The 14,964-nt window shown below is 55.3% G+C and carries 11 protein-coding genes and 1 pseudogene; 5 read left to right on the forward strand and 7 right to left on the reverse strand.

The features are described 5' to 3' along the window. Window positions 1–34 precede the first annotated feature (34 nt). Both V7650_RS01500 and V7650_RS01505 read right to left on the reverse strand, forming a co-directional pair. Window positions 35–1,825 (reverse strand): gamma-glutamyltransferase family protein, encoded by a 1,791-nt coding sequence (locus V7650_RS01500; RefSeq protein ID WP_335654468.1) that lies wholly within the window; start codon window positions 1,823–1,825, stop codon window positions 35–37. 118 nt (window positions 1,826–1,943) lie between these two features. After that, window positions 1,944–2,798: a class I SAM-dependent methyltransferase gene (locus V7650_RS01505; protein ID WP_335654469.1), complete on the reverse strand. Its 855-nt coding sequence runs from the start codon at window positions 2,796–2,798 to the stop codon at window positions 1,944–1,946. A gap of 427 nt (window positions 2,799–3,225) precedes the next feature. Here V7650_RS01505 and V7650_RS01510 point away from each other — a divergent pair, with 427 nt between their 5' ends. Next, window positions 3,226–4,605 (forward strand): DEAD/DEAH box helicase, encoded by a 1,380-nt coding sequence (locus V7650_RS01510; RefSeq protein WP_335654470.1) that lies wholly within the window; start codon window positions 3,226–3,228, stop codon window positions 4,603–4,605. A 1-nt stretch (window position 4,606) separates the two neighbouring features. On the opposite strand, the pseudogene V7650_RS01515 reads toward V7650_RS01510, so the two are convergent. The 3 genes and pseudogenes from V7650_RS01515 to V7650_RS01525 all read right to left on the reverse strand — a co-directional run. Continuing rightward, window positions 4,607–5,749 (reverse strand): annotated as a pseudogene (locus V7650_RS01515) (CaiB/BaiF CoA transferase family protein); the annotation flags it as partial. Window positions 5,750–5,787: 38 nt separating this feature from the next. After that, entirely contained in the window at window positions 5,788–7,242 is a 1,455-nt protein-coding gene (locus V7650_RS01520) for a coniferyl aldehyde dehydrogenase (RefSeq protein WP_335654471.1), read from the reverse strand. Between the two features lie 98 nt (window positions 7,243–7,340). Continuing rightward, window positions 7,341–8,219, reverse strand: coding sequence for an HpcH/HpaI aldolase/citrate lyase family protein (locus V7650_RS01525; protein ID WP_335654472.1), 879 nt, complete (start codon window positions 8,217–8,219; stop codon window positions 7,341–7,343). 148 nt (window positions 8,220–8,367) lie between these two features. Here V7650_RS01525 and V7650_RS01530 point away from each other — a divergent pair, with 148 nt between their 5' ends. The 4 genes from V7650_RS01530 (at window position 8,368) to V7650_RS01545 (ending at window position 12,647) form a co-directional block, all read left to right on the forward strand. Beyond that, window positions 8,368–9,795 (forward strand): exopolysaccharide biosynthesis polyprenyl glycosylphosphotransferase, encoded by a 1,428-nt coding sequence (locus V7650_RS01530; protein WP_335654473.1) that lies wholly within the window; start codon window positions 8,368–8,370, stop codon window positions 9,793–9,795. A 104-nt stretch (window positions 9,796–9,899) separates the two neighbouring features. Next, window positions 9,900–11,159: a WcaI family glycosyltransferase gene (locus V7650_RS01535; RefSeq protein WP_335654474.1), complete on the forward strand. Its 1,260-nt coding sequence runs from the start codon at window positions 9,900–9,902 to the stop codon at window positions 11,157–11,159. Between the two features lie 10 nt (window positions 11,160–11,169). Next, on the forward strand, window positions 11,170–11,868 hold the full coding sequence (locus V7650_RS01540) for an FkbM family methyltransferase (RefSeq protein WP_335654475.1): 699 nt from the start codon (window positions 11,170–11,172) through the stop codon (window positions 11,866–11,868). 8 nt (window positions 11,869–11,876) lie between these two features. Then, on the forward strand, window positions 11,877–12,647 hold the full coding sequence (locus tag V7650_RS01545) for a 6-hydroxymethylpterin diphosphokinase MptE-like protein (RefSeq protein WP_335654476.1): 771 nt from the start codon (window positions 11,877–11,879) through the stop codon (window positions 12,645–12,647). Window positions 12,648–12,663: 16 nt separating this feature from the next. On the opposite strand, the gene V7650_RS01550 is transcribed toward V7650_RS01545, so the two are convergent. Together V7650_RS01550 and V7650_RS01555 are read right to left on the reverse strand one after the other, a co-directional pair. After that, complete coding sequence (locus tag V7650_RS01550; RefSeq protein WP_335654477.1) at window positions 12,664–14,085, reverse strand: hypothetical protein; 1,422 nt, start codon at window positions 14,083–14,085, stop codon at window positions 12,664–12,666. Window positions 14,086–14,094: 9 nt separating this feature from the next. Next, window positions 14,095–14,916 carry an FkbM family methyltransferase gene (locus tag V7650_RS01555; RefSeq protein ID WP_335654478.1) on the reverse strand — a complete coding sequence of 274 codons (822 nt, stop codon included), beginning with the start codon at window positions 14,914–14,916 and terminating at the stop codon, window positions 14,095–14,097. Between the last annotated feature and the right edge of the window lie 48 nt (window positions 14,917–14,964).

The raw sequence follows: 14,964 nt of genomic DNA on the forward strand, positions 1-14,964 counted from the left end.
TTCTGTTGAATATCTGGTCGTTAGTTGCGGCCTGTCAGTAGCCGATTGCCTGGCCGTCCTTGCGCATCTCGGTGGCGCCCGTGTAGACGCCGGTGTCCGCATCGCGGGTGATCGCCTGATAGCCGCCGAACATGGCGCCGTTGCCGACCACTTCCACCTTGTGACCCATCGCCCTGAGCCGCTCGATCGTCTCGTCCGATATGCCGGGTTCGACATTGAGTATACCCAGAAGGTCGGCTCCGGTTCCCGCCAGATCATCGGTCGGCTGGCGGCCCCCGTCATGGTTCAGGCGAGCGACATCGCCGGCTTCCTGCAGGTTCATGCCATAGTCGACGAGATTGATCATGACCTGGACATGGCCCTGCGGCTGCATGCCGCCGCCCATCAGGCCAAAGGACATATACGGCTTGCCGTCCTTCTTCATGAAGGCGGGGATGATCGTCTGGAAGGGGCGCTTGCCCGGGGCATAGGCGTTGGGGTGGGCGGGATCGAGCGAATAGAGCTCGCCGCGATCCTGGAACATGAAACCGAGGCCGTCGGCGACCAGCCCGCTGCCCATGCCGCGATAATTGGACTGGATCAGCGACACCATCATGCCGTCCTTGTCGGCAACGGTGAGATAGGTGGTGTCGCCTTCGCCTTCCAGCTTGGGCTCGCCCGGTCCGAAGGCCGGGGTCGCTTTCGCCGGATCGATCAGGGCGAACCGCTCCTTGCCATAAGCATTGGAGAGCAGCCAGTCGAGCGGGGCAGGGGAGGCGTCGGGGTCGGCGTAAAAGCGCGCGACATCCTCGAAGGCGAGCCTTTTGGCTTCGGTGATATAATGCAATACCTCGGCGCTGCCGCGCGGCCACTGCGCGAGATCGACGTTCTTGAGGATATTGGCCATCTGCAGCGCCGCGAAGCCCTGCGAATTGGGCGGCAGTTCGCACAGCTCATAGCCGGCGCGATAGACCACGCAGCCCGGCTCGACCCACTTGCTGTTATGCGCGGCAAAATCCTCGTAGCGCAAATTGCCGCCAATCCGCTTGAAATAGGCGTCGATGGTCCTGGCGATGTCGCCCTCGTAAAAGGCGTCGCGGCCGCCGGCGGCGATCTTGCCAAGCGTATTGGCTAGATCCGGGTTCTTGAAAATCTCGCCCGCTTTTGGTGCGCTGTTCCTGAAATAGGTCGTGCGGGCGTTGTCAAATTCGCCGATCATGTCGAGGCTCTGCTCGAACCGCTTGAGATTGCTTTCGAGATAATAGCCGATCACCGGTGCCACCGGATGGCCTTCTTTCGCATAGGCAATGGTCGGGGCCAGAATGTCGGCCATGCTGAGCTTGCCAAAGCGGTCGTGCATCTCGAACCATGCATCGACCGTGCCCGGTACCGTTACCGGCATCGGACCGAAGGGCGGAATGGTCTCGCTCCCGTTGAGCTGCTCGATGAACTGCTTGTAACTGGTTCCCATCGGGCTTTTGCCGGAGCCGTTCAGGCCATAGAGTTTCTGCGTCTTCGGATCCCAGATGATCGCGAACAGATCGCCGCCGATGCCGTTGCCGGTCGGCTCCATCAGGCCCAGCGCGGCATTGGCCGCAATCGCGGCATCAACGGCGCTGCCGCCTTTTTTCAATATGTCGATGGCGACCTGGCTGGCCAGCGGATGGGCGGTCGCCGCCATGCCATGCTGGGCGTGAATGGGGCTGCGCGACCAGGCTTCGCCAACGGGGCGTCCGCCACCACCAATTTCCAGTGCAGGTTTCGCAGGCGCTTCTGCGTCCTGCGCGGCAACAGGGCTTGTCGTGAAGGCGGCCAGGGCAATGGTGGAGAGAAGCAGGTTGCGCATAATGAGATCCGTCTTGAGGGCCGTGTCCGTCGCGCGGAGCGAGGGTAGCGAAAGGGCCACTCTAACCAGTCTGACCGCCGCATCAAGTGGTAACGATCGACGCTGAGCCAGTTCGACTTCAGCGTTCGTCCGAGATCGCGGAGGAGCGGATCATTCCCGCCTCCCGCATCAAAGACTCCAGTTTTATCCCGTTAAAGCCAAAAGCCTTTTTATAGGATTCATATTGCTCGACATATTTCGGAGACGGCTTGTTCTTCTTTACCGCGGTAATAAGCGTGTTCTTTTGCGTGTGCTCGGTCGAAACGAAATCTATGACATCCACCTGATAACCCTGCGACCGGAGCAGCATCACGCGGCTGTTGTCGGTGATCAGGTCCGCCTGTTTCTGCAGAAACAGGCCGTGCGAGATGAATTTGCGACTCTCGGTCTCGCTCTTTTGCAGATCCACCAAAACCTCGTGCTGGCAGCAAGGGGCGCAGACGATCAGTTTGGATTTCGATCGTATGCCATAAAACAGGGCATCGTCGGTCGCCGTGTCACAGGCGTGCAACGCGACGATGGCATCATAATAGCCCTGAACGAAATCCTCGGCCTTCATATTGTGAAACGCCAAATTTTCGAAGCCGGCGGTTTGCGCCGCATGATTGCACAGATCGATCATTTCGGCGCGGGTATCGACGCCGTCAATCTTGGGGTCGAGTCCGGCCCGGGTGAGCTGGTCATACATGGCAAAGGTCAGATAGCCCTTGCCCGATCCAATATCGAGAACCTTGACCCGCTTCTGCTTTACCGCCTGGGTCCGCTCGATCCGTTCGACAAAAATCTCGACAAAGCGGCAGATCTGCCGGTATTTTCCGTATCTGTTGGGCTTGATCTCGCCGGCGTCGTTGGCAATGCCCAGCGCCTGCAGAAACGGGCTGTTGCTCTTGATCCGGTAATTCTTGTCGCGGTTATGGGGTTTTGCGTCTGTCATCGGCTATGCCATAAATGGATTGGTCAGGATTGATAGTTTTTTGCTGCCTACAGCGTCCGGGAATGAATTTTTTGCAGTGGATGACGGGCATTATCTGCCTTCTTTTCGAAAGCAGATCATCGACACTAACGCTAGCGTGGAGCGCATGCTGGCACCGAAATCGCAACGCAAGTGCAGATACCGCGATCACGACGCTTGACTTAATCGCAGAACAGCCTATGTTGCATCGCAGCAAAGGCGGCAATAAAGATTGACCGTCTGGCGAGAGTTCTGCGTGAGAGATGACTGGATCGTCTCGAACCTATCGCCTTCATTGCTTCTTTCTTTCCGGCAGCCTGATCACGCGGGTCGTCTTAACCGACGGCGAACGCGCGCACGAGTCAAATCCGTGCCGCGCCCACTTGCTGCTTATCTTAAGGTATTATTTTTGACTAAATTTTCTGATTTCGCTCTCGCGGAAGCAATCCAAAAACGCGTGGCCGAAGGCGGCTACACCACGCCTTCGCCAATCCAGCAGCAGGCTATCCCGCCGGCGCTCGAAGGCAAGGACATCCTGGGCATTGCACAGACCGGCACCGGCAAGACCGCTGCTTTCTCGCTGCCTTCTATCCATCATCTGCTGAACAACAAGAAGCGCGCTGGCCGCTTTGAATGCCGCATGCTGGTGCTGGCGCCGACGCGCGAACTCGCCCGGCAGATTGCCGACAGCATGACCGGCTATTCCAAGGGTCTCGGCCTGTTCGTCACCTCCGCCTTTGGCGGGGTGCCGATCAACCGGCAGAAGCGCACCCTGGAGCGCGGCGTCGATGTGCTGGTCGCAACGCCGGGCCGTCTGCTCGACCTGATCGACCAGCGTTATCTGACGCTCTCCAAGGTTGAAATTCTGGTGCTCGACGAAGCCGACCAAATGTTGGACCTTGGTTTCATCGTGCCGCTCAAGAGGATCGTGCCGATGTTGCCGAAGCAGCGCCAGAGCCTGTTCTTTTCCGCAACCATGCCGAAGACCATCTCGCAGCTGGCCGACCAGTTCCTGACCAATCCGGTTCAGGTATCGGTGGCGCCGCAGTCGACTACCGCCGAGCGGGTCGACCAGAAGGTCACCTATATCAACCAGGATGACAAGCAGCGGCTGCTGAAGGATTTCATCAACAATGAAAATCCCGACCATATGCTGGTGTTTACCCAGACCAAGCATGGCGCAGATAAGGTCGTCAAGAACCTGATGGCGGTCGGCATCCATTCCGCAGCGATCCACGGCAACAAGAGCCAGCCGCAGCGTGAACGCGCTCTGGGTGACTTCAAGTCGGGCAAGATCAACATTCTGGTCGCCACCGATATCGCGGCGCGCGGCATCGATGTCGACGGCATCACCCATGTCATCAACTTCGACATGCCCAATGTGTCCGAACAATATGTCCACCGTATTGGTCGGACCGCACGGGCAGGGGCGAGCGGCATTTCCTATTCGCTGGTCGCGCCTGACGAGCGCCAGTTCCTGCGCGATGTGGTCAAGCTGACCGGCGTGAAACCCGATGTGGTGCCATTGCCCGAGGGCTATGATGAGCCGCCCCGCGAGGAAGTCGCTCCGCGTATCTACGGCCAAAAGCCGAAAAAATATGGTGCAACGCCCACCCGCAGCGGACCGCCCAAGAACAAGCATAGCGCCCGCAAGGGTCGTCCTGGCGGCGGCGGTTCCGGACGCGGTGGCCCGGGTTCGAGTGCTGGTGCCAAGAGTGACGGACCGAAGCACTGGAACAATGGTGCGAAATCGTTCAAACGCCGTCAGGCGCGCAACGCGGACGCCTAGGCTAATCCGAGATCAGCGCCTTGCTTTCGGCAAGCGCGCTGATTTCGCTCTCGTCCATATCGAGCCAATCCCGAAGCGCGGCGACATTATGTTCGCCGCGTTTTGCGGTTTTGGCGCTGCTATCAATGCCGCTTTTTGATTGAGAAAAACGATAGGGCGATTGCACGGTTCGCCGGGCATGGCCTTCGTCGTCGGTGACGTCGACGATTGTACCCAGGGACTTGATGCTGACCTGCTCGTAGATGTCCGGTCCAAACGGGTAGACTTCGCCCCAGGCGAGATTGAGCCGGTCAAGCGTTGCGGTCAGGGCGTTGAAGCTGTCGTGCGCGAGGATATGCTGTTCCATCGCCTCCTGCCGCAGGTGAACTTTCGTTTCTATGTCCGCTCCTTCGGGCGTCGGATCCCGCAGGCCGTCCTTGGTCGAAAACATGATCCAAAGCCATTTCATGTCGCCGGTGATCAGGATCTGCCGTCCTTCGGGTGCCTCCCAGACCAGCGTCTCGGGGGCTTTTGGCCAGATATTGTCGAGCGCGAAATGGGCATAGTCGTCGGACGAATGCAGCACGTTCAGCATCGCCAGATCGATATGCTCGCCTTCGCCGGTGCGGTCGAGCGTACGCAATGCGGCCAGTATCGCGATCACGCCGTGCAGTGAACTGTAGCTGTCGGCCATGGCAAACTGGATATCGGTCGGCCTGCCACCGCTCATTTCGGCCTGTCGGGCAATCAGGCCGCTTTCCGCGTGCAACACGGGCGCATAGGCTGCCCGACCGCGTTCCGGACCGGTTTGACCATAGCCGGAAATCGACAGCATGATCAGCCGCGGGTTGACCTTCGACAAATCGGTCCAGCCGATGCCGAACTTGTCCATCACGCCCGGACGGAAATTTTCAACGACAATATCGGCCTTCGCCGCCAGCCGGTGGATCAGATCGCGGGCACCCTCTGCCTTGAGATCGACGCAAATATTGCGCTTGCCGATGTTGAGCTGCAGGTAATTGCCGCTCACGCCGCTTTCCCGCTTGGCCAGCTTGCGCGTCACGTCGCCTTCGGGCGGTTCCACCTTGAGCACTTCGGCGCCGAGGTCGGACAACATGCGCGTCGCATAGGGGCCGGCTACGACGCGCGAAAAATCGAGGACCTTGAGCCCCGCTAGCGGAAATTCTGCATATTTTCCTGACTTTACAGTTTCATCTGCTGCTTCATGGTCTTTTCGGTAGTCGCACCATAAGGCGGAAGGAAACCCGCAATTTTGGCAATGTTAATCTTCGGCTGACGATAAACGGCTTTGGCATGGCTGAATTCCTTGAAGCCGTCAGGGCCGGTATAGGCGCCCATGCCGGAAGGGCCGACGCCGCCGAACGGCAGATCATGCTGGGCGATATGGAAGATCACGTCGTTCACGGTCACGCCGCCTGAGATGGTCCTGTCGAGAATTCTTCGCTTGTCGCTTTCGGTCTCCCCAAAATAATAGAGGCCGAGCGGCCGGTCGTGATCGTTCACATAGTCGATCACCTCATCGAGATTGCGGTAAGTCTTGACCGGCAGGATCGGGCCAAAAATCTCTTCCTGCATCACCCGCATGTCGTCATTTACGTCCTGCAGCAGGGTCAGCGGCATTTTGTTGCTGTTGGTGTTGGAGAAATCCTCGCCTCCCGGATTGACGACGGTCTGCCGGGCGCCCTTTGCCACCGCGTCGTCTATCAGCCCCTGCAGCCGTTCCTTGTGCCGGCCGTTGATCACCGATGTATAGTCGTCATTGCCGATCAGCGTGGGATATTGTTCGGCGACGCTGGCGGCGATGCCGGAGACGACTGCGTCTTCCTTGTCCTGCGGGACCAGCAGATAGTCGGGGGCCAGACAGATCTGCCCGGCGTTCATCATCTTGCCCATGGCGATGCGCTGGGTGGCTTTCTGGATATCCGCGTCCGGTCCGACGATCGTCGGCGACTTGCCGCCCAGCTCGAGCGTGACCGGAGTCAGGTTCTGCGCTGCCGCCGCCATGACATGCTTCGCAATGCCGCCGCCGCCGGTGAAGATCAGATGATCCCAAGGGATTTCCGAGAATGACTTGCCGGTCTCGGGCCCGCCGGTAATCACGGTCATTTCTTCCGGGGTGAAATATTCGGCGACCAGTTTCTTGACCAGTTCGCCGGTCTCGGGGCAGAATTCGGAAAATTTGATCATCACCCGGTTGCCTGCACCAAAGGCGCCGATCGCGGGGTCGAAGGCCAGATTGATCGGGAAATTCCACGGCGCGATCACCCCGACAACGCCTTTCGGCTGATATTCGACCTGGCCACTGGCGCCGAGCAGGCCGAGCGGGAAGTCCATCCTGCGCTTTTCCGGGCGCATCCATTTCTTCAGATGCTTCTTGTGATCCTTGGCATGGCCGACCACCGACATCAGGTCGGTCATCACCGTCTGGACGCTGCTGCGATGACCGAAATCCGCGGAGACGGCGGCACATAGCGCGTCCTTGTGGTCGATGATCATTTGCGCCGTGCGGTTGATCCGGTCCATGCGGACCTCATGGCCGACCGGCAGCTCGGCATGAAAGGCGTCGCGCTGCGCCTGAAACAGCTTCATGATCTCGTCTTTGCTGACTTCGCCAGCGGCGGCTTCCAAGGCTTCCATCTTCGCTCTCCCAAGGGCGGGCATTTGCTGTCCCGTCATCAATTGATTTCAATTGACCACTTAAAACAGTTTTCCGCAGCTTGTCGAGGCTTAACCGGCTATCGGGCGAGGGCCTCGATCGCCTGCGCGGTGGCGACAAGCTGCTTCGCCTGCTTCAGATGCAGCAGCTCGGTCATCTTGCCGTCGACGACGATTACGCCCTTGCCGGCGTTGGCCGGGTCGGCGAAGGCAGCAATGATCGCTTGCGCCTCGTCAATTTCCTTCGGGTCGGGCGAAAATGCGCGATTGGCAATTTCGATCTGGGCCGGGTGGATCAGGGTCTTGCCGTCAAAGCCGAGCTTGCTGGCCTGGAGACATTCGGCTTCGAGGCCGGCCGGGTCGCTGAAATCATTGTAGACGCTGTCGAGTATATCGAGGCCATAGGCGCGCGCGGCGATCACCGCCTGGGTCATCACCGGGAGGAATGTCGCGCGGTCGTGGCCGGCCCGCATCTCCTTGGCCAGATCGTTGAATCCCATGACAAAGGTGGTCAGCCGCTGGTCCAGTCCGAGCGCGGCAATCTCGGCCAGTTTCAATATGGCCTGCGGCATCTCTATCATCGCCCATAGCCGGGTCTTCGGACTGTCTGCATGCTCGTCCATCAGCCGGGTGATCTGGATGATGTCGTCGGCGTTCAGTATCTTCGGCACCAGAACGGCGTCTGCCCCGCTCCGGCAGGCATGCCGGAGATCCTTAGCGAACCAAGGCGTGTCCATGGCATTGATCCGGACCACCAGCTCGCGCTCGCCATAGTCTCCGGACTGCAGCGCGGCGCAGGCGTTCTCGCGGGCCTGGTCCTTGGCGTCGGGCGCCACCGCATCCTCAAGATCGAAAATGATGGTGTCTGCGGCGAGGCCTTTCGCCTTGTCGAGCGCGCGCGTGTTGGACGCGGGCATATATAGGCAGGAGCGGCGGGGGCGGTATTTTGGGTCGGTCATGGAGAACTCTAACATTACCATCAAATTTCGAAAAGGGTAAGTTGATTGCCCCTCCTAAGAATAGAGAAATTTTACCAAATCTTAACCATCCCGCTGCAATGCAGGCAGCCCGAGAAAATTGATTGCCGCAGCAGGAAAATGTCATCTCATGAAGCACGATCACAAATTTAGATCGAATGATGCAGACGGAGCGGCGCTGGAACAGCAACTGACTGTCGGTTGGCGTTACTTCTCGGCACCTAATGATCTGGATGCGGGCTTTTCAACCAACAAAAAGCAGGTCAGAAGAACTATCGGTTTGGCTCTGCTCTTGTTCGATATAGTGTCCATAACTGCTTCTTTCTCGGTTGCCGATATTTTCCGCCATGGTATTCTAACCTATCAGCAATCACTACTGCTGATGGTTATTCTTCCTATTTTTGCGATGATAACTTTGTCGAAAGATGGATACTCGGCGCGGGCGACCATTGATTTCAAATTCGGTATCAGAACAGCCCTTGCCGGCTTCCTGATGGCTGCGGGCTCGGTCCTGCTATTTGCCTTTGCGTTGAAAACTACCGAGGAATTCTCGCGCATCATGTTTGGTTCCGCTATACTATTGACCATTGCTACGCTTACCCTTTCTCGACATTATGTTACAAAAATTGGCAGGAACAAGCTGGGCCATAATCCCTATTCGACGTTGCTGATTGACGAGAATGATCCCGCAACAATGGCTTTTTGTCCAAAGGAATCCATGTCGCCGGTTCCATGGGACTATAATGCTCTGCTTGCACTGGGCGAGATTGCGCGAGATATGGAGCGTGTTGTCGTCAAGTGCGCACCAGAAAATAGAGAAAAATGGGCATTTGCCATGAAATCCCTGAATATTCATGGGGAAATAATCGTCGAGGAATTGACCGAGTTGGCACCTCTTGCTCTGACGCTGATCGCCGGCAAACCGGCTTTGCTTTTGAGTTGTGATCCTTTGAGTTTGAGGCAGCGCCTCTCCAAACGCATCCTTGACCTTGTGATTGTGGCTCTTGCTCTTCCCATTGCATTGCCGATCCTATTGATAGCGGCGGCTGCGATAAAATTGGAAAGCGGTGGGCCAGCCTTTTTTCTGCAGAAGAGAATTGGTCTTGCCAATCGAAATTTCACCATATGGAAGCTGCGTTCCATGCACATCAATGGCGATGGTGCCGATGGCAGCGTATCGACCCATCGCGATGATGGCCGGCTGACAAGAGTCGGTTCCTTTTTGCGGAGCACCAGCATTGATGAACTACCCCAATTGTTCAATGTGCTGATCGGCGACATGAGTATTGTCGGACCGCGTCCTCATGCTGCTGGATCGAAGGCGGACAACCGTTTGTTCTGGGATATTGATGGCCGATACTGGCATCGCAATGCGGTCAAGCCCGGTCTGACAGGTCTGGCGCAGGTCAGAGGGTTTCGTGGTGCGACGCACGCAAAAGCAGATCTCGTAAACCGATTGCAGGCCGATCTGGAATATCTGTCGAATTGGTCATTCTGGAAAGATTTGGAAATCATTCTGAAAACATTCTCAGTAGTGATCCACAAAAATGCCTATTAGCGACATCCACCGCAGTGACGGAAGTTTCCCTGATGTTTCTCTTCCTGTCACTCCAAGCCAATCCTAAACGCTTTGTTAATCATATTCCTTAATAGCTAGAAATTATGAAAATCCTTATTCTCGGGATAAATTACGCACCGGAGTTAACCGGTATCGCGGTCTACACAGCAGGCCTTGCGCGGGAGCTTGCTGCACGCGGTCATGCGGTTGAGGTCGTTACCGCACCGCCCTATTATCCAGATTGGGAGGTAGGGGCTGGGCATTCGTCCTGGCGTTATGCGCGTGACATAGATGTAGGCGTTAAAATCACGCGATGCCCTCTTTATGTTCCTCGAAGGCCGAGTGGCTTCAAGCGAATTCTTCACCATCTCAGTTTTGCGTTAATTTCCCTGTTTCCGATGATTGCCATCGGCGTCCGGATGCAGCCGGATATTATTTTCACGATTTCACCATCACTTTTTTCTGCTCCAATCGGGACATTGGTTGCTCGGATCACCGGCGCCAAACAATGGCTGCATATTCAGGACTTTGAAGTCGAGGCCGCCTTTGCGACGGGACAGATCAATCCACATGCTTTGGTCAAGCGATTAGCGCAATCTTTCGAGCGGTTCTGCCTGTCGTTCCCTGACAAGGTCAGCAGTATTTCATCTGCGATGTGCCAGAAGCTGGTTAACAAGGGTGTTTCTCCGGTAAAAATCTATCAGTTGAACAATTGGGCCGATGATATGTCTATCAAGCCCAAGAGCAAATCCACGTTTCGAGAGCGCTGGCATATTACGTCCGATCACGTGGCTCTCTATTCAGGCAGCATCTCCGAGAAGCAGGGCCTTGAAACCATCGTCGAAGCGGCGCGCCGGCTAAAAAATAACGAAGACATCACTTTTGTCATCTGCGGCAACGGACCCGGTCGTGCCAAACTCGAGAACTATGCAGCCGGCTTGAACAATATCCAATTTCATGGACTGCAAAAATTCGAAGATTTGAATGATCTCTTGTCATTGGCGACGATTCATTTGCTGCCGCAAAAAAGAGATGCTGCTGATTTGCTATTGCCTTCCAAGCTCGCAAATATGCTGGCCTCCGGTCGTCCGGTTGTGGCGGGTGCCGAGGCGGGGACGGGTCTTGCCTCCGCGGTCGCAGGATGCGGTCTGGTCGTGGAGCCGGAAAGTCCCGAAGCGATGGCGAACGCTATTGTGAACCTGGTGGATGAACCTGACTTTTACGGGCAATGTTCAAAAGAGGCACGGCTGCGCTGTTTGCAGGACTGGTCAAAATTACAGATTCTTTTCGATCTGGAACAAGCGTTACTTCAATTGTCCGGCTCGGGCAAATTGTCGCCGGCTGCTGCTACATTTGAAATTTGAAAGGGGCAGGATGAAAATCGGAAAAGCTTTGCGTGCCTTTTGCCATCCAGCCTATTGGCCTGCCTTGTCTCGCGGCGTGGTACCGACGATTGAACATATTGTTGCACTTGATTCGCTCACACCCGACATGATCCTTGACGTTGGTGCCAACAAGGGTCAATTTTCTGCAATGGCTGCAAAATTATGGCCAGTAGCGACACTGATCGCCTTCGAACCGTTGTCGGATCAGGCGAATAAGTTTGCGAGCCATCTTGGAAGACGCGCAACACTCCATCGTTGTGCCCTGGCCTCCGAGCAAGGCCAGATGGAACTGCATATTGCCTCTCGCGCCGATTCTTCATCGCTGTTGCCGCTGGATGATCGTCAGAAATCTATGTTCGGTATGAAAGAAGTTGGATTGCTGACTGTCCCGGTATTCCGACTGGACCAGATAGTGACTAAGCAGATGGTTGCTGAAAAGACGCTTCTGAAAATTGATGTGCAAGGCTTTGAATATGAAGTTTTGCTCGGGGCGAAAGGTCTGCTCGATTCAATCGAATGGATATTTGTCGAGGCGTCGTTCATGGAGTTATATACCGGTCAACACCTCTTTCCTGAAATCGAGAAGCTGCTTGATGGTTATGGATATCGGGAAACAGGGCGTTTCAATATGGTGTCAGATGAGAGGAACAGGCCTGTTCAGGCGGATATCTTGTTCCAGAAGCGATAGTGCCGGATATGTTAAGATGGATCATCGGCCTGACCAAGCCGCTTCGCTACAGGATTGAAGACATGCTTTATCGGCGTTCTGCCGAGAAGGAGCACTTGGCGAGCCTGAAGGACGCCTACAAAGGCAGGCCGCTGCTCATCGTCGGCAATGGCCCCAGTATCAACAAAACCCCGCTCGAAAAGTTCAGTTCGATACCCTCCATCGGAATGAACAAGATCGACATGCTGTTCAATCGATCGAGTTGGCGCCCCTCGCTGATCATGTGCACGAACAATTTGGTGGTTAAACAGCATAGTGACGGTTTCGCCGCCAGCGATATCCCCGTCTATCTGGCCTGGAAAAGCCGATGGTTCCTGAAACAGAAGAGCCGTTCGATCCACTTCTTTAATCTGCGAAGTGACGAGGAATTCAGCGGCGACATAAGTATGGGCATGGGATCCGGGGCAACTGTGACCTATGCGGCGTTGCAGCTGGCCTATCATATGGGCGCCAATCCGGTGATCATCGTCGGTGTAGACCACAGTTTTGACAAATCGGGCTCCGCCAATACCTATGAAAAACGCAGCGGTGCAGATCACAACCATTTCGATCCGAATTATTTCAAGGATGGCAGCTATTGGGGTGTTCCCAATCTGGATGCCAGCGAAGAAGTGTTCCTGAAAAGCCGGATTGCTTTCGAAAAAGACGGGCGCAAGATCTACGATGCAACGATTGACGGCAAGCTGGAGATTTTCGAGAAGATCAATATCGATGAAGCCGTGGCGCTGATCGCGCCCTGACATTGTCGCTGGTTGCTCACTTCAGCCAATGGATCTGCAGCGCGACCAGCAGGATCACCCCCCCGATCGGGAACACTATTGCCCAAATGTCGCGACGCAAAGCATATCCGTACGTATCGAAGGTGAGCGATCTTGCGTAAAATGCATAAGGGATTGCCGCGCCAATTTGAATGGTTGCGAACTGCGTCAGGCTCGGCCGATCTAACAGCAGGAGCGGTATCAGATAAAGGCAGGCAAACAATCCGTTTGCGATGTGAAGCTTGATCTCGTTCGACACGGCAAAGAGATGAAGGTGGGTCGCTCCGTAGCGGGCAATCATGGTCGCAATGGCTAGCAAAAGCCAGATTTTAACCGGGACGAATCCAATATCGGTACCAATCACATCCAAAAACACAAAAGCGAGGGGCACCGGGGCAAGCAACAATGCCGTGAGCCAAGACGATTTGAAGATGATCCGGTCTGCCAATCCCAAGAGCTTATCTTCATTCCCACTTGCATAGGATGCAGCCATTGCCGGCATCGCCCCGTACAGGGGAGACATGGCAAACTGTTGGATGAAGCCCAGGATATTTAGAGCGAGAAGGAAGGCTGCCAAATCAGCTGCCGTCGCATATTGGGCAAAAATGAATCCGCCACCATAGAGTGTGAACATGCCAGCGAATGTACCGATCGACCCTCGCCACGCGCGTTCCCACACCAAAGACAAAATGGGCTGGTCCTTATCGTCCGGAATTTTTGCCGGTGCACGCTTAAATCCTTTCTGCTTGGCCCAGTGCTGGACAAGAAAATATTGGACAACGAAAGGAGAATATAGGGATAGGAGACCAAATACAGGATTATGGGTGAGCCAGAGAACCAGCGGTGTAAGCAGGGCGCCTACCAACCAGGTAAAGGCTTCCGCCCTTCTCGCAGAGGCTGTTTCTCCAACCGCAAAGAGGAACGCCATCAATGGCTGAACAAGCAGTCTTAGGACCGACAGAATGATAAACGTCGTCCACATTATCCAACCATGATCCACGTTGGGAAGAATAGAAAGGCTGCCATAAACAATTGCAGTACCGCCCGTGATTGCCATGAGCAGCCACATCCCGGAAAGGATAAGGAACACAATCCGCAATTGCCGGTTTACACGCGCCATCAAAACTTGATTGGGTCCGTTCTGATTTGTCATCGAATGTTCTGCGGCGGACCCCGTGAGCCGATTTGATCCTGCGAAGGCATAGGAAAGCATCTGCATGGAGATGGTCGGCAAGCTCCCACTCAGAGCGCCTATAATCGATTGAAACGTTATGATCAGCAGCCAGAACGAAACCACGGTGGTGTCGAAATGAGCGTAAAGAACTGGCAGCGGCAGGGCCATTGCCAAGGCGCGAGCAATGACGGAGAAAGCGGTCATGGCCCCAGGCGAATGCCAGTAATGTTTAACGATGTTCAGCATCTCACTTTTCTAATTGCCACGCATCCGGGGGTAGACTTGTTTTACGAGACCGTCGATGTTGTTTAGGGATAGAAGGTCAAACTGTGGCTGTTTCCGGTACGCGATGACATTTCCCCAACCTTTTGGATCAAGCATATCTGTGGTCTCAGCAAACCCCTTCCATTTATGCCTTGCCCCATATTCGCTGATGGGATGCCATTCGGACAAGGTGACCTGATAGCCGCGGTCGCTCAAATAGGCATATAGATCGGCAACGGAATATCCCAAGGGCTGAGTCTTGCTGTTTTCAAATTCGCAGGCGATGACATCCGGTGCAGCGGCTTGCCAGTCGACGCCCTTGAGCGCAAAAAAATCAAAACCCTCGATATCTATTTTTAGGAAATCGATCGCAGACAGTCCGTATTGTTGCACGATATCTGCCATAGTGGTGACGTTGACTGTAGCTGTCTGATGGTGGCTTTCATGAAAGGCGGAAAGTCCACTGATCCCTGAACTTTGTTCACTGGCAAAAAACGGTTTTGCCTCTTCGGCACGATCTGAAACGGCACGGCTGTCGATCTTAACAAGGCAATGATTGCCAAAAGCGGCTTCCAGATGCTTCCGGTTTTTTGCATCAGGCTCAAATGCAACAACTTCCCATCCCAGATCGACAAACATCGCGAGCTCGATGCCGTAGTGCGCGCCGATATCGACCATTGTGCCTTTGTTGCCAATCCGGCGAAAAACCTCATGGATCAGCCGCACCTCATCAAAATGATCGCGCCCGGTAAGCATTTTAAGCCGGCGAACGTTGCTGTCTCCCAGCAAGCGACGAAGTTTGTCTTTTAACACGGGTTCTGGTGCTCTCCATAAAGCGATATCAAGACCCTTAATCACAAA

The sequence above is a fragment of the Parasphingorhabdus sp. genome (assembly GCF_036964565.1).
Taxonomy (GTDB): Bacteria; Pseudomonadota; Alphaproteobacteria; order Sphingomonadales; family Sphingomonadaceae; genus Parasphingorhabdus.

Excerpts from the sequence above, each read along its gene's own strand:
- V7650_RS01500 (WP_335654468.1), bottom strand. The coding sequence starts at position 1,825 with ATGCGCAACCTGCTTCTCTCCACCATTGCCCTGGCCGCCTTCACGACA.
- V7650_RS01505 (WP_335654469.1), bottom strand. The coding sequence starts at position 2,798 with ATGACAGACGCAAAACCCCATAACCGCGACAAGAATTACCGGATCAAG.
- V7650_RS01520 (WP_335654471.1), bottom strand. The coding sequence starts at position 7,242 with ATGGAAGCCTTGGAAGCCGCCGCTGGCGAAGTCAGCAAAGACGAGATC.
- V7650_RS01525 (WP_335654472.1), bottom strand. The coding sequence starts at position 8,219 with ATGACCGACCCAAAATACCGCCCCCGCCGCTCCTGCCTATATATGCCC.
- V7650_RS01530 (WP_335654473.1), top strand. The coding sequence starts at position 8,368 with ATGAAGCACGATCACAAATTTAGATCGAATGATGCAGACGGAGCGGCG.
- V7650_RS01535 (WP_335654474.1), top strand. The coding sequence starts at position 9,900 with ATGAAAATCCTTATTCTCGGGATAAATTACGCACCGGAGTTAACCGGT.
- V7650_RS01540 (WP_335654475.1), top strand. The coding sequence starts at position 11,170 with ATGAAAATCGGAAAAGCTTTGCGTGCCTTTTGCCATCCAGCCTATTGG.
- V7650_RS01545 (WP_335654476.1), top strand. The coding sequence starts at position 11,877 with ATGTTAAGATGGATCATCGGCCTGACCAAGCCGCTTCGCTACAGGATT.
- V7650_RS01550 (WP_335654477.1), bottom strand. The coding sequence starts at position 14,085 with ATGCTGAACATCGTTAAACATTACTGGCATTCGCCTGGGGCCATGACC.